General features: G+C 66.6%; 22 protein-coding genes. 13 read left to right on the plus strand and 9 right to left on the minus strand.

All coding sequences use genetic code 11. The features are described from left to right. Positions 1-419: 419 nt before the first annotated feature. From JSV65_18640 to JSV65_18655, 4 genes are all read right to left on the minus strand, one after another. Positions 420-1,700 carry a TldD/PmbA family protein gene (locus JSV65_18640; GenBank protein ID UCH34514.1) on the minus strand — a complete coding sequence of 427 codons (1,281 nt, stop codon included), beginning with the start codon at positions 1,698-1,700 and terminating at the stop codon, positions 420-422. Continuing rightward, positions 1,697-3,055, minus strand: a complete 1,359-nt coding sequence (locus JSV65_18645) for a TldD/PmbA family protein (GenBank protein UCH36843.1) — start codon at positions 3,053-3,055, stop codon at positions 1,697-1,699. The genes JSV65_18640 and JSV65_18645 overlap by 4 nt, the downstream gene beginning before the upstream one ends. Before the next feature lie 183 nt (positions 3,056-3,238). Next, positions 3,239-4,696, minus strand: coding sequence for a HAMP domain-containing histidine kinase (locus JSV65_18650; protein ID UCH34515.1), 1,458 nt, complete (start codon positions 4,694-4,696; stop codon positions 3,239-3,241). 65 nt (positions 4,697-4,761) lie between these two features. Next, positions 4,762-5,190: a response regulator gene (locus JSV65_18655; protein UCH34516.1), complete on the minus strand. Its 429-nt coding sequence runs from the start codon at positions 5,188-5,190 to the stop codon at positions 4,762-4,764. 549 nt (positions 5,191-5,739) lie between these two features. On the opposite strand from JSV65_18655, the gene moeB reads away from it, so the two are divergent. The 3 genes from moeB to JSV65_18670 all read left to right on the plus strand — a co-directional run bounded on the left by moeB (position 5,740) and on the right by JSV65_18670 (position 7,708). After that, complete coding sequence (gene moeB / locus JSV65_18660; protein UCH36844.1) at positions 5,740-6,522, plus strand: molybdopterin-synthase adenylyltransferase MoeB; 783 nt, start codon at positions 5,740-5,742, stop codon at positions 6,520-6,522. A 238-nt stretch (positions 6,523-6,760) separates the two neighbouring features. After that, on the plus strand, positions 6,761-7,090 hold the full coding sequence (locus JSV65_18665; protein UCH34517.1) for a thioredoxin family protein: 330 nt from the start codon (positions 6,761-6,763) through the stop codon (positions 7,088-7,090). Between the two features lie 99 nt (positions 7,091-7,189). Continuing rightward, positions 7,190-7,708, plus strand: a complete 519-nt coding sequence (locus JSV65_18670) for a peroxiredoxin (protein ID UCH34518.1) — start codon at positions 7,190-7,192, stop codon at positions 7,706-7,708. Between the two features lie 86 nt (positions 7,709-7,794). Here JSV65_18670 and JSV65_18675 read toward each other — a convergent pair whose 3' ends face one another. Further along, positions 7,795-8,973: a hypothetical protein gene (locus tag JSV65_18675; GenBank protein ID UCH34519.1), complete on the minus strand. Its 1,179-nt coding sequence runs from the start codon at positions 8,971-8,973 to the stop codon at positions 7,795-7,797. Between the two features lie 238 nt (positions 8,974-9,211). Here JSV65_18675 and JSV65_18680 point away from each other — a divergent pair, with 238 nt between their 5' ends. From JSV65_18680 to JSV65_18705, 6 genes are all read left to right on the plus strand, one after another. Beyond that, a complete protein-coding gene (locus JSV65_18680; protein ID UCH34520.1) occupies positions 9,212-9,955 on the plus strand; it encodes a sugar phosphate isomerase/epimerase in 744 nt (247 codons plus the stop codon). Positions 9,956-9,975: 20 nt separating this feature from the next. After that, positions 9,976-11,205: a hypothetical protein gene (locus JSV65_18685; GenBank protein UCH34521.1), complete on the plus strand. Its 1,230-nt coding sequence runs from the start codon at positions 9,976-9,978 to the stop codon at positions 11,203-11,205. A 45-nt stretch (positions 11,206-11,250) separates the two neighbouring features. After that, a complete protein-coding gene (locus tag JSV65_18690) occupies positions 11,251-12,573 on the plus strand; it encodes an ABC transporter substrate-binding protein (GenBank protein ID UCH34522.1) in 1,323 nt (440 codons plus the stop codon). Between the two features lie 73 nt (positions 12,574-12,646). Next, positions 12,647-13,543, plus strand: a complete 897-nt coding sequence (locus tag JSV65_18695; GenBank protein UCH34523.1) for a sugar ABC transporter permease — start codon at positions 12,647-12,649, stop codon at positions 13,541-13,543. Then, complete coding sequence (locus JSV65_18700; GenBank protein ID UCH34524.1) at positions 13,540-14,412, plus strand: carbohydrate ABC transporter permease; 873 nt, start codon at positions 13,540-13,542, stop codon at positions 14,410-14,412. The genes JSV65_18695 and JSV65_18700 overlap by 4 nt, the downstream gene beginning before the upstream one ends. A 68-nt stretch (positions 14,413-14,480) precedes the next feature. Then, entirely contained in the window at positions 14,481-15,254 is a 774-nt protein-coding gene (locus JSV65_18705) for a class I SAM-dependent methyltransferase (GenBank protein UCH34525.1), read from the plus strand. Positions 15,255-15,288: 34 nt separating this feature from the next. Here the strand turns inward: JSV65_18705 and JSV65_18710 are convergent, their stop codons facing one another. The 4 genes from JSV65_18710 to JSV65_18725 all read right to left on the minus strand — a co-directional run bounded on the left by JSV65_18710 (position 15,289) and on the right by JSV65_18725 (position 20,213). Next, positions 15,289-17,100 (minus strand): hypothetical protein, encoded by a 1,812-nt coding sequence (locus JSV65_18710; GenBank protein ID UCH34526.1) that lies wholly within the window; start codon positions 17,098-17,100, stop codon positions 15,289-15,291. Between the two features lie 10 nt (positions 17,101-17,110). Beyond that, positions 17,111-18,265, minus strand: a complete 1,155-nt coding sequence (locus JSV65_18715; protein ID UCH34527.1) for an aminotransferase class I/II-fold pyridoxal phosphate-dependent enzyme — start codon at positions 18,263-18,265, stop codon at positions 17,111-17,113. Between the two features lie 205 nt (positions 18,266-18,470). Continuing rightward, positions 18,471-18,668 carry a cold-shock protein gene (locus JSV65_18720; GenBank protein UCH34528.1) on the minus strand — a complete coding sequence of 66 codons (198 nt, stop codon included), beginning with the start codon at positions 18,666-18,668 and terminating at the stop codon, positions 18,471-18,473. Between the two features lie 207 nt (positions 18,669-18,875). Further along, positions 18,876-20,213 carry an MFS transporter gene (locus tag JSV65_18725; GenBank protein UCH34529.1) on the minus strand — a complete coding sequence of 446 codons (1,338 nt, stop codon included), beginning with the start codon at positions 20,211-20,213 and terminating at the stop codon, positions 18,876-18,878. Between the two features lie 260 nt (positions 20,214-20,473). On the opposite strand from JSV65_18725, the gene JSV65_18730 reads away from it, so the two are divergent. The 4 genes from JSV65_18730 to JSV65_18745 all read left to right on the plus strand — a co-directional run bounded on the left by JSV65_18730 (position 20,474) and on the right by JSV65_18745 (position 24,355). After that, positions 20,474-21,568, plus strand: a complete 1,095-nt coding sequence (locus JSV65_18730) for an ABC transporter permease (protein ID UCH34530.1) — start codon at positions 20,474-20,476, stop codon at positions 21,566-21,568. Between the two features lie 10 nt (positions 21,569-21,578). Beyond that, a complete protein-coding gene (locus JSV65_18735; GenBank protein ID UCH34531.1) occupies positions 21,579-22,595 on the plus strand; it encodes a substrate-binding domain-containing protein in 1,017 nt (338 codons plus the stop codon). 66 nt (positions 22,596-22,661) lie between these two features. Next, positions 22,662-24,164: a sugar ABC transporter ATP-binding protein gene (locus tag JSV65_18740; protein UCH34532.1), complete on the plus strand. Its 1,503-nt coding sequence runs from the start codon at positions 22,662-22,664 to the stop codon at positions 24,162-24,164. 62 nt (positions 24,165-24,226) lie between these two features. Continuing rightward, a complete protein-coding gene (locus tag JSV65_18745) occupies positions 24,227-24,355 on the plus strand; it encodes a hypothetical protein (GenBank protein ID UCH34533.1) in 129 nt (42 codons plus the stop codon). Positions 24,356-24,368: the final 13 nt, after the last annotated feature.

Below are 24,368 nucleotides of genomic sequence, written 5' to 3' on the forward strand. Positions count from 1 at the left end.
CGTCGCCTCCGCGCGTGCCGCCGCCGGTGCAGGCCGCCCCCGGCCGACTCGACCGTGCCCCCTGAGCGGCGGGATGTGTTGTTACGTTTCTTGATATCGTGCTACGATGGAATCATAGCACAAGTCGCGGATTCAATCAAGTGCCGACGGCGGGCGGCTCGAAGGTGGGACACGGGCCGGGGGCGTCACATCGCGTGGTCGCGATCGCCGGACCCCGCGGCGGGTTGCATCTCTCCGTCGGCGACCAATGCCACCGGGCAGTCGCGACGCTGTCGATCGAGTGCGCTTGCCAGCTAACCGTCCGGAGTGGAAAACGGCTGCGCCACTGGGGTGGCCAGGAGGGAGTGAGGGCAGGCGTCCTCCCGCGGGGGTGGCAGCGTCGGGGGTTGACCGTCGCAGCTACGCGGGGCCGGGATTCGTCAGCCCTTGGCCACGACGCTCAGGGCGCCGATCTTGATCGCCGGCGTATGGTGGGAGCCGATCCACTCCGGATCCGAACCGATGGCCTCGATCCGGTTGAGCGCGTCGTAGACGTTGCCAGCGAGCATCGTGTCCTTGACGCGCCCGACGAGCTCGCCGTCCTCGATCTTGTAGCCCAATGAGACATTGACCGAAACGTCGCCGTTGATGACGTTGCTCTGACCAGCGCCCAACACGTGATCCACGAGCAGCCCCTCGCGCGTGCTTGCCACCATCTCCGCCAGCGCGGCGTCGCCGGGAGCGATGATGACGTTGCTGGCCTCACACCCCGGCCCGTGGCCCGTGCTCTCCGTGCCGGCCTTGGCTGCAGTCTCGAGATCGTAGAGGAAGGCGTGCAAGCAGCCGTCCTTGATGATCTCGGTGCGGCGCCGGGGCACCCCCTCCGGGTCGTAGCTGCCGCTGAGCGGCGCATAATCAACCGTGCCGTCATCAATCAGCGTGAACCCGTCCGCGGCCAACTTCTCACCCAGGCGGCCGGCGAGCGGCGAAGCGCCCTTGAGGACACTCTTGCCGTTGACGCCCATGAGCAGCGTCTCCATGAGCATGTCGCTCAACGCGGGGGTGAGGATGACGGGCATCGGTTTCGACGCCACCTCGGCCGTGTGTTCGGCGAGGCGGAACTTATCGATCGCGCGTTCGGCTACTTCGCGCGGCTTGACCACCGGCCTGCGCCAGTCGCGGAAATGGTAGGCCTGCAACACATCGGTGCCGCGCACGAGCACGCCGCCCGCATACAGCGTGAACCTGCTGCCGCGGTCGCTGATATCGAGCCCACTGGTATTCAGCAGGCGGCGCTCTGCGACTGACCATGATGCGCCGCCTGACATCTTGATCTCCGCATTGTACCCCTTGATCAGCTCGAGCATCTCCGCACCCGCCGCGACGAGTGCTTCCTTGGAGGTGCGCTCGACGTCAGCGTCATATATCGCCACTTCGGCGGCGGCGGACGGGCCCGGGAAATCGAACCTCGCCTCGTTTCCGAACTCCGCGACCTCTACGGCGCGCGCGACCACCGCCTCCATTTGCGCGACGTCCGTCGTGTCTGCGCTGCCGAGCTTGCCATCCACGATGACGCGTACCCTCAAGCCCGCGCTCTGCGCGACATCCACCCGCTTCAGCCTGTCGTCTTCATACTCGGCTCCCGTCGACCGTCGCCGCACCAGGGAGACCTCCGCCGCCTGCGCCTTGCCGCGGGCCGACTCCAACGCTCGCTCGATCATTGGCGGCCTCCCACGACAACGTCCTGCACCCGCACATGCGGGCTGCCGAAGCCGACGGGCAGGGGCGCTTGACCGCCTTTCCCGCAGCCACCGCCTCCATCATCCCACGCGAGGTCGTCCGCAATCATGTCTATGTTCTGCAAGGTCTGGAACACGTTGCCGGTGAGGACGACATCCCGCACCAGTTCGCCGATCTTCCCGTTGCGCACCATGTACGCATATGCGGCGCTGAAGGTGAACATCTCCATCATGGTCTGCCCGCCAATGAGATCGCACGCATAGACCCCGAGATCCACGTCCCGGATCAGATCGTCGAACGACGCCTGCCGTGGTTCGATATAGGTATTCGTCATGCGCACGATCGGCGGGAAGTGCCACGCCAGCGCGCGAGCGTTGCCCGTCACATTCTCTTTCATCTTCCCTGCGGTCTCGCGGTTATGCAGACGGCCGACGAGAATCCCGTCCTGTATCAGGTAGTTCTTGCGCGTCGGGACGCCCTCGTCGTCGAGCGGGTGGGTGCCGCGGCCACCGGGGAAAGACCCGTCGTCAACGATGCTCAGGTGATCCGCCCCGAAGCGACTGCCGAGCACCATCAACTCCAGCAGCTTCTCGTTCTCGTAGACGTGGTCCGCTTCGCTGAGATGGCCGAAGGCTTCGTGGGCAAAGACACCCCCGAGCTTCTGGTTCAGAATCGCGGTGTACGTCCCGCCCGGCACCGGGCGCGCATCAAGGAGTCCGGCGGCGCGTTCCGCGGCGGTCTCCGCCTTCGCCTCCAAGCCGAGGGCGGCCTCGAATCCGGCCGCTCGTCCTATGCTCTCGCGGCCGCCCTGCACCACGTTGCCGTCCCTGGCGACTGCGGTCAGCCCGATGCCGACATCGGGCCGCATGTCCTCGAAGTAGCTGCCCTCGCTGTTCGCGAAGTAGACCTCGCGATAGCGGTCCGAGTATGATGCGCGCGTAGTTTGGATCTTGGGGTGCTGCCCCAGCATGAGGTCATTGTATCGCTGCACCACGCTCTTCTTCTCAGCCAGCGGCACGCCGCGGAAGTCGCGCTCCATCGGAGGCGGCGGGATCACCTGCTCAACGCGCTCAACCGCCGCGAGTTCGCTCTTCTTGCCGCCCACCAGCCGCGCGCACGCGGTCGCCTCGCGGACTTTCTGGCGCAGGTCGTCGAGGTCATTGAATGTCGCCACCCCCCACCCGCCGCGCACCAATGCGCGCGCGACGCCGCCGACCGAATTGGAGGCGGACACGGCGTCCAGCTCCGCGCCGCGGAAGCTGAGATCGGTCCGCGCCTCGCGTTCGATCCTGATCTCCGCGTAGTCCGCGCCGCTGCCACGCAGCGCTTGCTCCATACGATCTCGCACCGTCTGACTCCGGTTTGCGAAACTGTGGGGGAGCCCGAGCCCCCTCGGAGGCGGTCCGCTCCGAGGGGCCAACGCCCCGCACACCTCAACGTTTCGGGGGCGGGAGACGGGCTCCCTCCCCACCACTCATCCGGGGAAGGCCGGCTCGGGAACGCTCGACGACCCCGGAGATCACTGCCCCGGGCGGTCCGGCGTCGGCCGCATCGAGCCGGGCCGCGCCGACGCAATCGGGAAACGCACGCGAAACGTCGTCCCCTGGCCGACTTCGCTTTCGACCAGGATCTCGGCGCGGTGGGCGAAGCAGATGGCGTTGACGATGGAAAGGCCGAGTCCGGTCCCGTCCTCACAGGCCTCTCGGGCATTGCCAGCGCGGTAGAACTCGTTGAAGACGTGGGATAGCTCGTCGCGGGGGATGCCGATGCCTGAGTCTGCGACAGCGAGTTCGACCCGGCCCTGCTCCGCGCAGCCGGTAATCCGAACCGAGCCGCCAGCAGGAGTGTACTTGATGGCGTTCGTGCATAGATTGGCGACTAACTGTGGCAGCGACTCCGGATCTCCGGCGATGGCGGGCAGCTCGTCCGGGACGCTGACATCGAGTCTCAGGCCTGCTTCCTGCGCCCGCTCCTGGAGGTCGGGCAAACAGGCCGCGACCGCCTCCGCGAGCGTCGTTTCTTGCAGTTCACGCGACAGGTCTGCCTCGCGCGCCCGCGACAGCGCGAGGAGGTCGCGCGCGACGTCCATCAGCAACTTCAAGCGCACGCGCACGCGCGCGAGCGTCTCGCCGGCGGCGAGCGGGATGTCTCCCTTGCGCCCGTCCGCCACCAAGCCCACCATCTGGTACACGGTCGCGAGAGGGGAGCGCAGCTCGTGCGCGACGCGGCGCATGTACTCCGACTTGGTGCGCTCGCTGATGCGGAGCTTCTCATTGGCGCGGCTGAGGTCGGCGGCTTTCTCCTCAAGCGATCGGCTGAGGCCGAGGATCTCGGCCTCGCGCTCGCGCAGGCGTGCCGTGATCGAGGTCGCGAAATACGCGGTGAGAAACAGCGTGCTGGCGACGACGAAGGAGGTGCCGTAGGCGAGCACGGCTTTGCGATGCGCGTGGTCGGCGAGGACGCCGGTGAGATGGAAGTGGGGCGCGAGGTCTTCGCTTTGCACGACGGCCATAGCGACGACGTACGCGGAGGCAAGGGCGGTCTGGAAGAACGTCGCCCGGCGCGAGAGCAGAATACTGGCGATGACGATGTGGAACACGAAGTAAAAGGTGAACGGGTTCTCGATCCCCCCGGAGAAATAGAGCAGCGCAGCGAGGAAGAAGAGGTCGGCGGAGATCTGGATATTGGCAAGGGCGGAGGCCGCAAGAGCGGAGCGGGGCTGCCACCCCTGCAGTCGCCTGGTGAGGCCCCACATGACCGCGTTGTACGCGACGAGTGCGGCAGTGATGACATAGAGGGGGCCCGCCGGCAGCGGCAGCCCGAACTGCCAGCGCGCGATAGTTATTGCAGCGGCGACGCAGGCGGCCGCCACCCACCGCAAGCGCACAATCCACGCAACGCGCTCGATGAGTTCGTGCGCAGACAGCACCTCTTGGCGCTCTTGCACTGCATCCGGACCTTGACGGGCGCGCATCATGACGGGCTCCGGGATGAACGTGGATCAAGCTGGCGCGGGCGCGGCGCGACGATCCGGCGCGAGAGTCATGCCGACGGTCGCGCCAGGACGCGCGCGACCTCGGCGAGCAGCTTCTTCGGCTCCACCGGCTTGTCCAGGAATGCCTGAACCGGCAGATACTCGCCGGGCTCGTAGGTATCGTCGCCCTCGCCGGGGTAGAAACGCAGGGGCGTGGTGCCGTGAATCGCGCTCAGCACGATGATCGGTACATCGCGCAGTCGCTCATCATCGGCATTGCGCAGGTCCCATACGAAGTGGAAGCCCTCTGTGCCGGAGGGCATCATCACGTCGAGAATGATCAGATCGGGGCGCTCCGCGCCGACGGCCTCCCACGCCTTGGCGGCCGAATCCGCCAGGCTGACCTGATAACCCTCCGCTTCCAGCACCGTCTTCACGACGTCGGCCGCGTCAACATCATCCTCGACCACTAGAATCCTCGCGTCTTTCGCTTGCATCCCTCATCTCCTCTCAGGACGGCCGCATCCATCGGCGCGGCCTCCCACGCCCGAACAACCACACGACCGGGCCGCGCGCTGAGCCGCCACGAGACGCCGGGCACTCCACGGTGTCGCAATCATAGAGTCTCGCGTGTTACCGCAGCGCGGGTAATACGCGTAGACTCTTCCGGACGAGGTTCGTTTGGGAGGTGCCCCGCCGTCTCTTGCGTCCTTCCCTAATACACGCATCTCGATAACTGCGACACCATCTCTGTTTCTCCTCTTGCCCTCGCCCTCCCTCGCCCGTCCCCACGCCGCCGAGAAGATTGCGTCGCGCTCGGGCAGCCTGGGTCGAGCGAAAAGAGCCGCGCCCAGCGGCTCGGCCGCTGTCGCAACGTCGCCGTGCTGGGTCTCTTGGCCGGGCGATTGGTCGAATCCTTGGCGCCGCCGCGCTCAACCGTGAGTTGTCTGCGAGACGCGTTGTCGTTGATCACGCACGTGTGGGAGAGGAAGATGCGCATCCGGGTCAGAATTCCGACGCTGTCGGCACAGGTCGCCGAGCGTATCATGGCTCTCACGGAACACCAGGGTCGGAGATATGCGCGCCACGTATCGCTGCCCGAGGTCGGCGAGGCCGGCCAGGAGCGCTTGCTTCGGGCGAGGGTGCTGGTCGTGGGCGCGGGCGGATTGGGTTCGCCGGCGGTTGCGTATCTCGCTGCAGCAGGGGTGGGTGCCATCGGCGTCGCCGACGGCGAGGTCGTTGAACTCAGCAATCTCCAGCGTCAGATCATCCACGCCACGTCCGAGTTGGCCTGCCCGAAGACGCAATCGGCAGCGCGCCGCCTCCACGACCTCAATCCCGAGGTGCGGGTGATTCCGCACGAGGATCGCCTCTCCGCGCGCAACCTGCCGGGCATAATACAGGACTACGACTTCATCCTGGACTGCACGGACAACATCGCGTCGCGCTATCTCCTCAACGACGCGTGCGTGCTGACCGGCAAGCCTTTGTCCCACGCGGCCGTTGCGCGCTTCGAGGGACAGATAACGACAATCGTGCCGGGACGGGGACCGTGCTATCGCTGCCTCTATCCCGAGCCGCCCGCGCCGGGCGCCGTGCCGGATGCCGCACAGGCGGGGATCTTCAACATCGCGCCTGCGGTGATTGGCGCGATGCAGGCCGCCGAGACCATGAAATGGATTCTCGGCGCGGGGGAGTTGCTCGTCGGTCGGCTCGTCGTCTATGATGCGCTCACCGCGAGCTTCTGCGAGGTCTTAGTCGAGCGCGATCCCAACTGCGCCGTGTGCGGCAGTGAGCCGACGATAACCCAACTGCGCGACATCCGGTAGCCGCCCGCCCGCGGTGGCCGCTTCGTTGGCCGAACGCCGGAGTCCGACGCAGCGCGGCTGACCGACGGCGGCACCGTTGTGTCCGCATCTCCCCCATGCAGTTGTCCGTTCCGCGCCCCAAGGTGCGAGTGGTGAGGTGGGGAAGACATATCGGTAATCGAGTGGGGCACGCGGCGCCCTCATTGCCCGATGGCACTCGCGGTCTTCGCGCAGACCAAGCAGACGAGGAGCACAGCTGATGACGAAACCCTTGGACTTAGGCGCTGACAGCTTCGACAAGGAGGTACTGGAGGAGACCGTTCCGGTGGTGGTGGACTTCTGGTCGCAGACCTGCCCGCACTGCCAGCGGCTGAATCCGGATTTCGAGAAAGCTGCCGACGATGACGAGTCGGCGACGAAGTTCTGCAAGGTCGCGGCGCAGGACGCGATGCCGTTGTTCGAGCGGTACCAAGTGAAGGCGGTCCCGACACTGGTCATCTTTCGCGACGGCGAAGAACTGGCGCGACAATCAGGGTACAGGACCGCGGAGCAGATCCTGGAGTGGCTCAAGGAGCAGTTGCAGTTGTAGCCCAGCCCCTCGTCGCGCCGCGCGCCCGAGCGACACGGATCACGCGCCGTGCTCGGCTGCGGCCATCTACAGCCGGTTATTGGAAAGGAGATCGTCCCCATGAGCCTGGTGACCCAGCAAGCCCCTGATTTTGAGATGGAGGGGGTGGTTGGCGGCAAGTTCGAGAAGGTCAGCCTGCGCGGCCTGCGCGGCAAATGGGTCGTGCTGTTCTTCTACCCCGGTGACTTCACGTTTGTGTGCCCGACGGAGATCAAGGAGTTCAGCAAGAGGAACGACGAGTTCGCCAACGCCGGCGCCGAGATCCTCGCGGTCAGCGTGGACAGCAAATACTCGCATCTGGCGTGGCAGAAGGAAATCGGCGACATCGCGTACCCGATGCTGAGCGACATGACGAAGCGCGTCAGTCGCGACTACCGCGTGCTGCTGGAGAACGAGGGGGTGTCGCTGCGCGGGCTGTTCATCATTGACCCCGAAGGCGTCGTCAGATACGAACTGGTGCACGACCTGAGCGTGGGACGCAGTGTCGACGAGACCTTCCGCGTGCTCGAAGCCCTCCAGACAGGCGAGCTGTGCCCGGTGGACTGGCAGCCAGGTGAGGAGACGCTGAAGGGCGCCTGATTGGCCTGCGATCGAGAGGCGCGAGGCGATCCGCGCCGTCTGGCTCCAGGCGAGACATCGGACACCAGTGGCCGGGCTGGTCGCCTCTACGGTCCCAACGTCTTCACGACGACTCGTCCGCAGCAATCCTCGCGGACCTCCCGGACGCTTCCCTGGCACTCAAGGAACACGTGAGCGCCCGTATCCGCGCTCGCCCACTCGAGGTCGCCCTTGACGCTTCCCAGAAGAACGGATCCGCTCATCGCCGACACGCGACATGGCTTGCCATGAATCTCGATCGGGCCGCCGAAGAACGTGCTCGCCTTCTGCAGGACGACGGCCCCGTTGAGGTCGGGCGCGCGGATAATGACGCGCGCACCCTCGGCGAGCACGTGCCCGTCATCTTCGAGGCCGATGACCGCATTGCCCTCGCGTTGCGCGCGGAGCGTCGTGGTCGTGCCGTGGAGGTCCACGCGGCCGGAGTTGTTCACTGCGATGACGTTCGATTGCTCGCCCCACGACGTGATCTCAGCGCTCGCACAACCGAGTTCGATGATGCCGTAGTACGCGGCGGACAACTGACCGTTGCCAACGGAGAGGCGCCCCTCGTCATCTCGGAAGGCAACCGAGCCATAGTGAGTCGCGAGAATTCCGCTGAAGGATTCGTCGAGGGCCGTGTCGTGCAGATGCTCGTTGAGTTCAATGCTGCCGAGAAGCTCGACGCGGCCACCGCGAGCCGCGTGGATGCCTGCGCCCGAGAAGCTGCGCGTACGGATACGGATGTCCTTCAATCGGGCGATACCGGTGTCGCGGGCCTCGATTCCGCTGCGCTGCCGAGCGCTGCCGTCTCCAATTTGAAGGCGCTCGAATCGCCACCTGCCCTCTGACATCCGCACCAGCGGCTCTCCCTGCCAGTTGAACACCACGGCGCCGACAGCGGCGGGGCGGCGGAAGGATCCATCTCGGCCGACAAATGCCACCTCGACTCCCGGCCGCATCCGCCTGTGCAGCACGAGCGTGCCTCGAGGCATGTCATCGATGCCGGTTGCAGTATAAGCACCCTCTGCCACATGGATGGTCACTGATGACATGAGCACCTCGGGCAGCAATCGCACCGCGGCGGCGGGGCTGCGGACCGGTTCCGATGAGGTGCCGGGGGCGCTGTCGCTGCCGAGCGTGGGATGAACGTAGAGGTCCGGTGCGCCCCCCGGCGTCGCCCCTACCCGCAGCGGCTGACTTGTCGCCAGCAGGATGCCAAGGACGGCTGCCTGTCTCATCGCGCGCATGTTGGCTGACCTCCGTTCCTCATGCAGTGACCGCCTCGTTGCCGGCTCAGTGTGTTCGGCTTGATTAGACCTCTTGGCGCGGCAAGAGGTTTCACGGAAGGACATCCAAGCGGCGCGACTTCCTTCACGCGCCGGCCAGGACCGGCTCCCTGGTGCGTCGAATCACACTTCTCGAAGCAGCGCGATTGTCTTGCCGGTGCACTCGTGCCTAAGCGCGCAGTCAACGGAGGGAGCGTTCATGAGATTCGGTGTTGCGGACTACGGCATGAGCGTGTGGGACGGCGGCGGCTTCGATTCCGAGGAGCGCTGGGCCGGGCTCAAGGCGATCGGCTACGACGGCATCGAGCGGATCTACGCCGTCACCGCCGACGACGCCATGTCCAAGGCCGCGCGTATCCGCAGGATGGGCATGGACTTCGGCACGTGCCTCGGCCCCAATCCGGAAGCATCCATCCAGTGGACCGCTGCCTTGGGCAAGTCCTACGTATGGGTCGCTGTAGCCGCCCGGGACTTCGACACCTTCTGCCGCCAGGTGAATATCCAGGCCGCTGCATGCTCGCGCTGGGGCATCCGCCTCGGCCTGCACAATCACCTCGGCTCGCTGATCGAGAAGCAGTCGCAGTTGGAGGAGTTCCTCGCGCGCTGCCCCGGATGCGGCATCATCCTAGACACCGCGCACCTCGCCGCCGCGGACGGAAGCCCGATCGAGATCGTAGAGAAACACCCGCATCGCCTGGTCGCGGTGCACCTCAAGGACTGGCTGCTGCTGAAACCGGAGATCGGCCTCGACAACTGGACCGAGCGCGGGCGGTTCTGCGAGCTGGGCGCGGGCAACATCGGCCTCGACAACGCCGGCGTCGTGCGCGCGCTGGTGGAGGCCGGTTACGACGGCTGGGTCTTCGTCGAGCAAGATACCCATCTCCAAGACCCGCTGCAAGACCTCGCCATCAGCAGGCAGTATCTCCGCGACGCGGGCTTGTGAGGGGCGCGGGGGCGGCAGCCGTGACATCTACCAACGACATACGCGTACTCCGCGACCTGGCGGCGCGCTACGTGGGGATCTGCGACACCGACACGCAACGCGAGCGCCGCGATCTATGGCGCAAGCACAACAGCCTCGTCAAAACGCGCCCCCCGATCTACGTGCGCGGCGTGCCGTGGAACGAAGTCCCGGAGTTGCAGCACCTGGAGTGCGACGATCCCTTCCTGCGCCGCTACGAGACGTGGTTCCGACAGATGCTGTACCAGGAGACGATCGGCGACGACTACGTCTTCGAACCGTGGGTGACGGTGGACGCCGCGCACGTCACGCCGCCTCAGGGCATCTGGGGGGTGGAGGTCAGAACCATCCCCAGCCCGGAGCCCGCCGGCGCGTGGCGATACGACCCGCCGCTGAAGCGCCTCGAGGATCGCGCGAGGCTGACCGCGCCGCACCACGTCGTCAACGAACAGGACACCACGCGCAAGGTCGCGCGCCTCCAGGACGCGATCGGCGACATCATCACCGTCGCCGTTGACCGCGCCCCAGCGTACCGCGTGTGGAACGCCGATATCTCAACCCAGCTCGCATACCTGCGCGGACTCGAGCAGGTGATGTGGGACATGGTGGATCACCCGCAGTGGCTGCACGAGCTGCTCGCCTTCATGCGCGACGGCATTGTGGCGACACATCAGGAGGCCGAGGCCGCCGGCGATTGGCGCCTCTGCGCGCACGAGAACCAGGCCATGCCGTACGCCGAGGAGCTGCCCGATCCGAGCGCCGACCCCGCGCCCGTCGCGCGCGATCGGCTCTGGGTCTTCGTCGCCGCGCAGGAGCTCACCTGGGTGTCGCCCGAGATGCACGACGAGTTCATGCTCCAATACCAACGACCGATCATCGAGAGATTCGGCCTCGTCGCGTACGGCTGCTGCGAGGACCTTACGGAGAAGATTTCCATCCTGCGGCAGATCCCCAACCTGCGGCGGATCGCCGTCGCCCCGCGCGCGAACGTGCGGCGCTGCGCGGAGCGGATCCAGGGGGACTACGTCCTGTCGTGGCGGCCCAATCCCGCGGAGATGGTGTGCTGCGGATTCGACCGAGATCACATCCGCGCGGTTGTGCGTGACGCGATGGAGGCCTGCACCGGCTGCCACGCGGACATCACGCTCAAGGACATTCACACCGTTGAGGGCCGGCCGGAGCGCCTGCGCGAGTGGGTCAGGATCGTGCGCTCCGTCTCGGACGATTACTAACGACGGAGCCTTTGGCCGAGCAGGCTGCGCGGCAACGGAAACCGCATGAGGCACGCATTTCTAGTCTTTCTCGTGGTCGGCGCGCTGTTCGCGCTGCTCGCGCGGCGGGGCGGCGACGGCGGCGGAGCGGACGGGCGCACGGCGATTGAGTTCTGGGCCTACGCGGGGGGCGGATCGTCGGACTTGACCATGCGCTGCTGGGACGAGATGGCGCGCGCCTTCGAGCGGGCCAACCCCGGCGTGCGCGTGAGGATGGTGACCAACATCAGCCACGGCCAGTACCTGTCGGTGCTGACGACGCGGTTCATCGGCGGCAATCCTCCCGACGTGTTCATCATGGACGACAACACGACGCCCGACCTCAACCGCGAGCGGCTGCTGCTGCCGTTGAACGAGTTCATTGACCGCGACCCCGACTACCACCTCGAGGACTTCCCACCCAGCATGCTGCGCGACGGCTGCGTCGGGACAGTCCGCTACAGCATTCCGTTCTACGGGGGCTACGGGTGCCTGTTCTATCGCACCGATCTGTTCCGGAGAGCCGGCGTCGAGCCGCCGACGACGTGGCAGGAGCTGCTCGACGCCTGCCGCGCGCTGCAAGCCAAGCTCGGCATGAAGTACCCGTTCGCCATGGAGCCCACCGCCGGATTCTGGATGATGCCGTGGATCTGGCAGAACGGCGGCGACATCCTGAGCCCCGACCATCGCAAGGTCCTGGTTGACACGCCGCAAGCCATCGGGGCGGTGCAATTCGTGCACGACCTGATGTACAAGCACGCGGTGATGGATCCGTCCCTGGCGTCCGGCACGACCCTCGATTCCCTGTGGTCGTCCGGGCAGGTTGCATTCATGATCAACGGGGCCTGGATCATCGGCATGCACGACCGCAATTTCCCGCAGTGGCAGGGCAAGTGGCAGATCGCGCCGCTGCCGGCGGGCGTCGCGAACGTCGGCTTCTTCGGCGGCCAGCACTTGATGATCGCCAAGGCGTGCAAGCACCCGGAGGAGGCGTGGCGGTTTATGGTCTTTGTCACGTCGCCGCAGAGCCAACTGCAGTGGGCCGAACTCACCGGTTCGCCGCCATCCAACCTGCGCGTGTTCGAGATGCCGGAGTTTCGCGCGGGACAGCCGCAGCTTGCGCGCATGCGCGAGGCCATGCTCCACGGGCGCAACAACCCGCTCGCGCCGTTCTTCGTCAAGATCTGGTACGGGCGGTTTCAGAGCCGCGTGCTCGATGTCGTGATGAAGGATCCGCATGCCGACATCGCCGCAGCGATGGGCGAAGCGGCGCGCGAGATGCAGGCGGTCGTGGACGATTACTGGATGATTCACACGCACTTCGTGCAGGGAGGATGCGGCCCTGAGTAAGCGCGTGCGGCAACCACGGAAGTCGGCCACGGGCGGGCCGGCGCCATCCCCGGCTGCGGGTGCTGCGGCAGGAATGCTTCCCGCGGCGCCGCCCGGCTCGGGCCTGACGAGGCGCCGGCACGAAGCGCTGACCGGCGGCACCTTCCTGCTGCCCGGCCTGTTCATCATCTTCCTCTGCGTGATGATCCCGAGCGCGCTCGCCCTCGGGCTGTCGTTCACGCATTGCAGCCGCTTCCTGTCCCTCCAGTGGGCGGGGCTCTACAACTACCGGAAGCTCCTGAGCGACCCCGTCGTGTTGAAGGCCTTCGGCAACACCTTGCGCTACGTGGTCGTGTTCGTGCCCGCGAACTTCATCATCTCGATGGCGATCGCGCTGCTCCTCAACCGTCAGTTCCGCGGCATCAAGGTCGTGCGCTCGATCTATTTCGTGCCGGTGGCGGTTTCCAGCGTCGTCGCGATCAGCATCTTCCGCTTCATGTTCGACCGCAACTACGGGCCGATCAACGCGGCGCTCGGCACGCTCGGCTTCGAGAAAGTGCCGTGGCTGTGGAGCGCGGAGTGGGCGCTGTGGGCGATCATCATGCTCATGCTGTGGAAGAGTGCGGCGTTCTTCTCGCTCATCCTGCTCGCGGCGCTGCAAGACGTGCCCGAGGACCTCAAGCAGGCCGCGACGGTTGATGGCGCGGGCACGGTCGCGCAATTCGCGCACGTCACGTTCCCCTCGATTCGCGGCGTCGCGATGACGGTGATCATCCTGTCGAGCATCGGGGCGTTCCGCGTCTTCGAGCCGATGTTCGTCCTGACCAGAGGCGGGCCGAACGATGCCACCCAGACGGTTGCCCTCCAGGCCTATGACACGGCGTTCACCAACGGCGAGCTGGGCTACGCGTGCGCGATTTCGTTCGCACTGCTCGCCGTGATCGTGGCCGCGACCGCGCTGCTCAACAAGCTCACTGCGAGGCACGCATGAGGCGGCGGCGCGCGACGACGAAAGAGCTGGCGCTCACCGCCGCCTACGCCATGGTGCTGGCTGCCGGCATCGTCGTGTTCGGCTTTCCGCTCTATTGGATGGTGCGCGGCTCGCTCATAGACCAGGCGATGTGGATGCGGGTGCCGTTGGTCTGGATCCCGCCGCTGAGGGACCTCTCGCTCAACGCCTTCTTCAGCATTTTCGCCAGCGAGCAGTTCCGCATGTCGCGGGTGCTGTTCAACACCGCGACCGTCGCCGTGCTCATCATGGGGCTCAACGTCGTGTTCGACTGCATGGCGGGCTTCGCGCTGTCCAAGATGCGCCTGCCCGGCAAAACGCTCATCCTCGCGGTGCTGCTGATTACGATGATGGTGCCCTTCGAGGGCATGATGGTGCCGCTCTACCTCACCGTGACCCGAATCGGCCTCGCCGACACCTTGCTCGGCATCATCCTCCCCGGCGCGGCGAGCGCGTTCTCGATCGTACTGATGTGGCGGTTCTTCAACAGCGTCCCCGACGAGATCATCGAGGCCGCCGTCGTCGACGGCGCGAGCTGGGGGCAGATTCTGTTCTTAGTCGCCATGCCCGCCGCCGCGCCCGCGATCGCCACCATCGCCGTTTTCAGCTTCCTCGCGGGCTGGGAGGCGTTCGTCTGGCCGATGCTCATTACCGACCCGGAGAGCGCGTTCGACGTGCTGCAGAAAGTGCTCGCCAACGCGACCTATGTGAGCATGGGCGGGACGACCGAGACCGAATGGGCCTACCTCATGGCCGCCGCGCTCATCTCGACGCTCCCGGTGCTCGCGCTCTTCCTGCTCTTCCAGCGGTTCTTCATCGCCGGGTTGACCGGAGGCGCCGTCAAGGGGTAGGCGATCGGGAACCCCGCTCGCCCGGAGACTGCCCGAGGTGTTGCGGCCGCGGAGGCAGAAGAAGGGGAATGATTCCTGTGCGTCGGAGGAGTGCCGTCGTGGTCGTGACCCATCGCAGCGATACCTGGGACAGCTACCCCATGGACTACTCGAATCCGCATCTCGCCCTCGAACCACTGGAGGACGAGATCGCGGTAGTGGGCGAGGCGCTGAACGTCCTGTGCGAGGCCGGCATCCTGCCGCGCACGGAGTACGATCACGACAAGATGCTCGCCCACCGACGGGCGGTTGCCGAGCGGTTCGAGATTCCGTGGACCGCGATCACCCCCCGCGTGCAGCGCCTGCTCTACGCGATCAACGCCATAGCGCAGCCGCAGAATATGATCGCCGCCGGCGTATTCTGCGGCAACACCTTCATTTCCAATGCCGGCGCCGCCGTCGGCCCGGGGGCGTGCTACACCGCTACGAACCTGATCGGCGTCGAGGTCAAACCGGAAGAAGCGGAACGAGCAGAGCGGAACGTCAGACGCATAGACCCCACGGGCGTCGCTCGCGTCGTGGCGGCGGATGCGGTGGATGTCGTGGCGCAGTTCCAGGAGCAGCTTGACCTGCTCTATCTCGACGCCGACGGCGACCGCGGGCGCGGCAAGGGGATCTACCTCGAGATCCTCGAGGCGGGCTATGCGCTCATGCCCGCAGGCAGCATCGTCCTCGCCCACAACAGCGTCAATGCCGCCGAGCGGCTCAAGCACTATCTCGACTTCGTCCGCGACCCCGCCAAGTTCCGCGCCAGCGTCAACGTCATCCTCGACACTGAGGGCGTAGAGGTGTCGGCGAAGTAGCGGCGGTCATCCCCGGGGCGAACCCGACGCGCGGCTAACGAGAGGCAAACTTCACCGCCACGTCGTGCTCTCCGCGGGGCAGCGGCACGAGCACCCATGTCCTTCCGAAGCGTCGTTCGACGTGGAACCGCACGGGCTTGCCGTCCACCAGGCAGCGGGTTGGCTTCTCCCGCCCGAGCGGCAGCTTGACGACGAAGCCGCCGCTGTAGCCGCAGCGCGCGGTGAACGACACGGCGTCGCCGCCCGCCCGCGCCCGACCGATCCGCCCCCGCGATCGCTGCCACCACCATCGCCACAGCTCGTCACTGCCCATGAAGACCGCCCGCAGCTTGCGCCCCCGCACGTATCGCAGCAACTCGTCAATCGCCGTCCGACAGGCGGGGTAGCTGGCGATGTAGACGGGATGATAGAACATGTTCATCGTCATGTGGTATCGCGCCGCGATGTCAACCGCGTGGCGGAGCATGCGGAAATCGGTCGCACCGCCTTCATACCCGACCTCGTAAGCGACGATGGGCTCCTGCACGAACGGGATTCGCGCATTGCCCCCGCGCCAGTCGTCGCGGAAGAAGTACGGGAACGCGGTGCCGAAGGCGAAGCCCATGCGGTTGACCGGGTTGAGCGGCGGCGAGCCGTAATGGATGCGGCTGTTGTCCGCCTTGGCCCCCGCCGCGAGCATCCATTTCGCGGGCTCCGCCCACCCCGCCCAGCGGCACCAGTGGTTGACGGTGCAGACCGGCGCGCGCCCGAACGCGGCGCGATAGAGCGCGACCTGCGCGGCGACGTCCTGCTCCGCGAACGGGCCGGGGTGGGTGAACCCGTCCATGAAGTTGTAATGCAGGCTCAACTCATGCCCGTTGGCGCGGATGCGCCGGAACTCCTGGCGGCTGATCGCGAACCGGCCGTCCAGCGGCATCAGGTTGATGTGATACGGCAGCCCCCGGCTCCTCATGAAGTCCGAAGCGGGAAGGTGCACCCCGGGCTGGCACTCATCATCGCCCCCGAAGTGGAACAGCGCGTCGGGCACTGCGCCGTCCGTGGGCGGCAACTGGTGCAGCATCGGCGTCGGGCGGCGCGCGAGCATGTTCTGCACCAGCAGCGCAAGCTCATCGGCATAGGGGACGTGGGGCGAATTGCTGCCGATGACCATCGCGTCGCCGAACCGCAGGTAGCCGTCGCCGTCGTAGTCGCGGTCAATCGGGCGGCCCTGCTGGAGCGCCCAGATGGTATGCGGCACATCGAAGCCGAAGTAGAACGCCCAACCCTTGCCGACGCGGCGCGCCGTCACAATCGCGAGCCGGGTCGCGCGCGCCCGCGCTCCGTCGTCCGGTGCCGCCGCATGCGGCGCGAAGAACCGCGCCACCTCGCGGCCTTTCACCGGTACCACGGGGCGAACCGGTGAGATGATGATGAGCCGCTGCTCGGGCGCCAGCGGCGAGTGGATCCCGTGCGTCAGCGTGCCGCGTGTGAATTCGAGGTAGCCGGTGATGGCGAATTCATCCTCCGGCTGGGGCACCGCCGCACGCGGACGAATGCCGAACAGCCCATCCAGCCCCTCAACCGCGAATCCGATGAGCGTGCCGCCGGCGCGCACCCACTCCGTCAGGGCGGCGGCGGCTTCGCCCGGCACCGCTTCGGCGACGCCGCCGAGGATGATGCTGCCGAGCCGTGCGAGGCGTTTCGGCGTGGCGAGCGCCGAGGGAGGAACCCGTGCGGCGGCGATGCCGAGGCGCTCGAGCATGTCCCAGATATAGGCGTACCAGTAGTTGCGCCCGCTGCGATTGGCCTGCTCGCGCGCGGACTCATCCCAGACGACGCCGACGTCGAGCGGGCGCGATCCGGTCATCCTTGCCGCCTCACGCCAGCCTCTCGATCACGCGCCTGACCTTCTCGGCGCCGCGCTCGTGGTCATCTCTCGCCCCGAAGGGGTAGCCGAGGATGATGCGCGGGAGAAGCCATTCCGCATTGGGACACAGCCCGTCGGGATACTGATTGCCGCGCCCGACGTAGAGCGGGCAGTCGAGGGGGCAGCCCCGGCCATAGCCCAGGCGCTCCGCAATCAGGGGATGCTTGTACGCCGGCATATTCGTGTAGCCTACCGAGAGCGGCGCCTCCTCTTCCGCCAGCACGCGCTTGAAGTCGTCGAGCGCCATGCCCTTCTCATCGCCGCGGAACGTCGCGCCCCAGAGATGAAAGGTATGCTGCGCTTCATCGGGGCCGCGCTGGATTTCGATCCAATCACACCCCTCAACGGCGGCGTCGTAGAGGCCTGCGTTCTCGACCAGCCCGTCAATGTACCCCCGCGCCCGCTTGAGCTGCACCAGCCCGATCGCCGCGGTCTGCTCGTTCATACGGTAGTTGAAATGAAGCCCGAACGCCACGCTGTGGAACGTCGGCGCGCTGGCATGCAGCCCCAGCGCCTTGGCCAGCGCCTCGTCATCGGTGACCGCCATCCCGCCGTCGCCGAGGGCCATCTGCTTGGACATCTGGAAGCTGAACGATCCGATGTGCCCCCAGGTGCCCGTGTTCTTGCCCTGGTAGGTGGCGAACAGCGAATGGGCGCAGTCCTCAATCACGATCAAGCCGTGCCTGCGCGCAACTGCCATGATGCGATCCATCTCGGCAGGCAGGCCGCAGACATGGGTGACGATCATCGCCTTCGTGCGCTCGGTGATCCTGGCCTCGATCAGGTCCGGGTCCATGTTCCAGGTCACGCGGTTGACGTCCACGAACACAGGCACCGCGTTGTTGTACATCACGGCGACCGCGCCGAACACGCACACCGGGTCGCAGATGACCTCGTCTCCCGCGCCCGCCGCGGCGGCCATCACCGCGCTGTGCAGCACGGACATCGCAGAGTTCATCGCGACACCGCGGCGCGCTCCCAGCGCCTCGGCGAACGCGGCCTCGAATGCGGGCGTCGCAGGCCCGCCCATCGAGGACAAGTTCCCCGACTCCAGCACGGCCCTGACCGCCTGCAGTTCCTCGTCGTCGAATGTCCTGACCGGCATGTGCTCCCTCCCCGCCCCCGGGCGCGGTGTTCGCCGTGCAGCCGGCCCCCACCTGCGCCGGCACGGGAAAGCATGTGGTCGTTCGCGATCGGCCAATCAGACCCGCGCGGGACGGTTCGACCGACGCCAGGAACACCCCGAAATGAAACGGCCCCGGGGCATATCCCGGGGCCGCACGTTCCATATTCGACGCTTGGTTTGGGTTCTAGCGGGGTCGAACCTTGGCGGCCTGGGGGCCCTTGGCGCCCTGGGTCACCTCGAGTTCGACTTCCTGGCCCTCGCTCAGGGAACGGAACCCGTCGGACTGAATCGCGGAGTGATGCACGAACACATCACCCTCATCAGTCTCGATGAAGCCGTAGCCCTTCGCGTCGTTGAACCACTTGACTTTGCCAGTTGTCATGCGCGAATCTCCTTTCTGAAAGTGCACGCCGCAAGCAGGAGGTCGCACATGCGCTGACCGTAGGGGGGTAATGCTTGAGGTGTTGCCGCTTTCCACGTTCGGCGACGATTCCACGTCGCTACTGTAATATCCCATATTTCCACTGGAATGTCAAGTCAAACCAGGGTTTTGTCGCATCGCCTCGGTAGGGCCGGCCGCACGGCGACGCTATCCGGCCCGCGGCGGACGCGGCGCGCGAAGGTGGTGCGGCAGGTTGCGGATCAACTCCCTGGTCGGCAGGGAATCCGGCTCGCTGATGCGGCGCGCGACCCACGCGGCGGCGGCGATAAACGCCACCGCGAGGTAGAACGTCACCCGCAAGTCGGCATGAATCCCGAGGTGGTGGAGCAGTCCCGGAAGATGCCCGCCGAGGGCCGGCATCGGCGCCGCGCCGAGCATCACGACCGAGGAGTACACCGCGAACTGCACCGAGCGCCCCACGCTCGGGGTGACCTTGTATATCAGAGTGTTGACCGCCACCGATACCCCGGCGACGGCGAACCCCGCGAGCAGATTCAGCGGTGGGATCGCGGCGTACACCGCGCGAGCGCTCGTCATCCCGAGCCAGATCAGCGGGATCGGCGCGAGCGTCGCCGTGCACGCGATGAGCACCGGGCGGCTGCCGTAGCGGTCCACCATGCGGCCCCAGAACGGCGACGCGGCCAGCATGGTCAGCGTCGCCACCGCATTGACCGCGCCGACGCCGAGGAATGGCATCTTCAGATCGCGCAGCATGTAGGTGGCGTAGAACGGGCCGGCGATTGACTGGAGTGACCACAGCAGGCCCCATGCCATGAGCAGCATCAGTTGCACGTTGGTGAAGGTCTCCCGCGCCAGCCGAACGAAGCGGCTGCCCGCCGGCGGTCGGGCCAGTGGAAGATCCGGCTGCGGCACGAAGAGCAGCGCGTTGAGCATGCCGAACATGATGCCGAACCCGAACAGCCAGCCAAACGCCCCGATTCCCATGTGCCTGACGCGGTCGAGGAATGCCCCTTCGACGAGCGCGAAGACGGTGCCGACGATGCCCGCGTACATGTTGAGGCGGCCGAAGAAGGTGACGCGCAAGCCGGCCGGTATGAGGTCGCCCAGCCAGCTCCCGCGGGCATTGCCGGAGATGTGCGCGAACACCGTGACGAGCGTGATGATGGCGATCAGCGCGCCGACCTTCACCGCGGGCGCCGCCCACCCCGCCGCGGAGGGGATGAGAATGACGAACGCCCAACAAGAGACGTTGGCGAGCGCTCCCGCAATCGTCATGCTGCGCCGGCTCACGCCGCGCTCGACGAGCGCCGAGGCGAAGAGCTGCATCACAACGAACAGCATCGGCACCGTGCTCATCAGGCCGATCTGAACGTTGTTCGCGCCGAGCTTCAGCGCGTAGCCAATAAGAAACATGCCGCCCGTCGAAGCGACATAGATCGAGCTGAGCATCGCCTGGCCGTAGGACAGGCGAATCGCGCGCTCGATTTCCGGCGGCGGCATCGTAAGAGCCGACGTTTCGGACATCCGACTATCTCCGCAGGCGGCGCCTGCTGTTTGCCGGCTCTCCTCGTTCGCCAACCAGAGCGATGCAACCGGCGAGGAGAGATGAATTCTGCGGTGCGGCTTCGTTCCCTGCGAGCGACTGTCGCCTTGAGGCAGCGCGCGGGGCGTTCCACACGGCGCCCCCTAGAGGTTCGCGGCGGCGTTCACCGAAACCAGGGTGCTGAGGAGTATCAGGAGCCCACGGCTTGTCCACGCGCGGAGATCAGCGGAGGAACGCCCCGATGAAACGCCTGCTCAACCGCTTCCTGCGTGCCCAACAGTCGGGGTTGATCCTGGTCATCCTGCTCCTCGGCTTCCTGCTGACCCTGTTCGCGGGATCGCACGTGGACCGGCTGACCGGCCGGGAAGTCAACAACTTCCTCAACTCCTACGCCCTGATGCAGACCGCCACCGACGCCTGCTTCTTCGCCATCATGGCGATCGGGGTCACGATGGTCATCATTTCCGGCGGCATTGACCTCTCGGTGGGATCCACCTACGCGGTGTCGGGCGTCATCATGGCCATCGCGCTGCGCGCGTCGGGGACGACGGGATCCGCCGCGACCGTCGGCTTGGGCCTCGCGCTGTGCCTCGGCATCGGCGTCGTCTGCGGCGCGCTTAACGGACTGATGGTGGTCGGCCTGCGCGTGCATCCCTTCATCATCACGCTGGGCACGATGTGGGTCTTCCGCGGCATCGCCTTCGTCGCCAGCAAGGCGGAGAGCATCCTCGTTCCGGCTAGCCTCACCGCGGTCGCCAAGAGCTCCCTCGGCTTGAGCTCGGCGGTCTATCCCGTGCCCATGCTCGTCATGCTGGTCATCACGCTAATCGGCGAGGTCTTCCTGCTCAGGACCGTGATGGGGCGCGACGTCTACGCGATTGGAGGAAACCCCGAGGCGGCCCGGTATTGCGGTCTGCGGATCGGCCGCGTCCTCATTGCCGTGTACGCGATATCCGGCCTGACCGCGGGCATCGCCGCCTTCGTCGGCGGCAGCTTCTACGGCTCCGTGTCATGCGCCGACGCGACCGGATACGAACTGTACGTCATCGCCGCCGCGGTGGTCGGCGGCGCCAGCCTGGTTGGGGGCAGGGGCAGCGCGGTCAGCGCCATGCTCGGCGCCGTGCTCATCGTGCTCATCCGCCAGTCCATCCGCACCCTGCACTTCGACCAGAACTACGAATGGATCATCATCGGCTGCGCGATCATCATCGCGGTCGTGCTGGATCGAGTCAACGCCCAACTGGCGGAGCGGCGGATCGCGCGCATGGCTGGGGGCGTCGAAGTCCCGGCGCCGCCGCAGGATGACATGCCACCGTCAACCAACCCCGAAACGTGAGGTGTGTGAGATGAAACGAAACGTGCTGCTGTTCGTCGTGGGCTGTGCAGTCGTTGCGGCCCTCGCCGCCGGGTGCCGCGGGCCGGGCACCCCAGTCCAAGCGCCGGACGAGACGATCCGCATCGCCATGATCGCCAAGAGCTCGACCAACCCGGTGTTCCTGTCGGCGCGCACGGGCGCGGAGGCGGCGGCGAAGGACCTGTCCGAGAAACACGGCATAGACATCGTGATCGACTGGCGCACGCCGCCGACCGAGGACGGCCAGGTGCAGGCGCAGCGCATCACGCAGGCGGTCAACGAGGGCGACGACGTCGTCCTGCTCTCGTGCTCCGACGCAAGCAAGGTCATCGGCAGCATCGACGATGCCGTCGCCCGCGGCGTCCCGGTGATGACCTTCGACAGCGACGCCCCGGACTCGAAGCGCTTCGCTTTCTACGGCGTGGACGACGTCAAGACGGGCGAGCTCGTCATGGCCGAACTCGCCAAGCAGCTCGGCGGCAAGGGCAGTGTGGCGATACTGGCGGGCAACCAGAACGCGCCCAACCTGCGCAAGCGCGTCGAGGGCGTGAAGAAAGAGGCCGCGAAGTATTCGCAGATCAAGCTCGCCGGCACGTTCTATCACACCGAGACACCGCAGGACGCCGCCGCCGAGGTGCTGCGCGTGATGAACGCCTACCCCGAGATTACCGGCTGGGCGATGGTCGGCGGGTGGCCGCTGTTCACGACGACGTTGCTCAACGACCTCGACCCGGCAAGGGTGAAGGTGGTCGCGGTGGACGCGCTGCCCGCCCAGCTGCCGTACGTCGAGAAGGGCATTGCGCCCGTGCTGCTCGCGCAGCCGACCTATCTCTGGGGTTACGTCTCGGTGGAGAAGATCGTGGACAAGGTCTTTCTCAACAAGGACGTCCCCGAGATCAACCCGATGGAGCTCGTCCGCGTTGACAGGCGGAGCCTGGGCGACTGGGCGCGCCAGCTCAAGGAATGGGGCTTCACCGACGTCCCGGAGAAGTACCTCGAGATGACGTAGCCCGCGCGGCACCCGATGGCGCCGCGCCCGCAAGCGGGCGTCGGGTGCCGGATAGAGAACGCGTCCGTGAACGACAATCCCGTCGTCGAATTCAAAGGCGTCACCAAGCGCTTTCCGGGCGTGGTGGCGCTGGATGACGTCAGCGTACGCATCGCGCGCGGCGCATGCCACGGGCTCGTCGGCGAGAACGGGGCCGGCAAGAGCACACTCGGCCGGATCCTCGCCGGCATCTACCGGCCGGACAGCGGGCACGTCGTCGTGGACAGCCGGCCGGTTCGTCTGGCCAGCCCGCGCGACGCCTTGGCCGCAGGCATCGGCATCGTCCACCAGGAACTCGCGTTCTGCGAGAACCTCTCTGTCGCGGAGAACCTGTGCCTGGGCCAGACTCCCGCGAAGGGGCCGTTCGTGTCCCGCGGGCGGATGATCGAACGCGCGCTCGACCGGCTGCGCGCGATCGGGGCGCGGGTTGATGTCGAGCGGCGGCTCGGGGAACTGCCGATCAGCCAACAGCAGATCATCCAGATCGCGGCGGCGGTCGGCCGCGGCGCGCGGATTCTCATCTTCGACGAGCCGACGAGCAGCCTCTCGCAAGCCGAAACCGAGCGCCTGTTCGAACTGATTAAGCGGCTTCAGCGCGATGGCGTGACGTCCATTTACATTTCCCACCGCCTGTCGGAGGTGTTCCGCCTCTGCGAGACGATCACGGTGCTCCGCGACGGCCAGGTCGTCGCGACCCGCCCGACCTCCGAACTCGACGAAGCAGCGCTGGTGCGGCTGATGATCGGCAGGCCGTACGAAGCGTATTTCCCGTCCCACCTCGAAGCCGAGCCCGGAGAGGAACTCCTGCGCGTGGAAGGGCTGTCGAGCGCGGGCAAGTTCGAATCGGTCTCGTTCACCCTGCGCGCGGGGGAAATCCTCGGGCTTGCAGGGCTCGTCGGATCGGGGCGGACGGAAATCGCTCAAGCGCTGTTCGGCCTGGATCCGTTGGTCGGCGGCCGCGTGTTCATCGCGGGCGCGCCGGCCGACATCGCGGGGCGGCCGGCGGCGGCGATGGAGTTGGGCCTGGGACTGATTCCCGAGGACCGCAAGCGCCACGGGCTGGTGCTGCCCATGACGGCGAAGCAGAACATCACCTTGCCGACGCTGCACCGGCTGGCGCGTATGGGATGGATTCGCAGCAAGGCGGAGGAGAGTCTGGCGCGGCGGTACTTCGACTTGATGCGCATACGAGCGCCGAGCATGAACGTCGTGTCCGCCGGCCTCTCCGGAGGCAATCAGCAGAAGCTCGTCATCGCCAGGTGGCTCGCCGCGCAGTGCCGCATTTTGCTGGTGGACGAGCCCACCCGCGGCGTGGACGTCGGGACCAAGGCGGAGATCCACGGCCTGATTGACAGGCTCGCCCGCGAAGGCAGCGGCATCTTGCTCATCTCGAGCGAGCTGCCGGAGATTCTCAATCTCTCCACGCGGATGCTGGTGCTCAGGCACGGCCGGATCGCCGGCAAGCTGTCGCGCGAGGAGTGCACACAGGAGGCGGTAATGCGTCTTATGGCGGGTATGGACGGCAGTTGACCCCCTGCAGTTGAAATCCCGGTGGCGAGCGGGAGAGGGAGAGACTCGGCCGCTGTCGCGAAGTGGCTGCGGTGCGCGACCTGTGGCTGCGCAAGGACCTCGGCAGGTCTGATGGATCCTTCGCCGCGTCGGTGCCGGCACACGGCGCCGTGCTCGTCAAGATCGGGACACCGAACCGGATGGACTGGTAGCATGCACCAGCGC

Source organism: Armatimonadota bacterium, from assembly GCA_020354555.1.
Lineage (GTDB): Bacteria > Armatimonadota > Hebobacteria.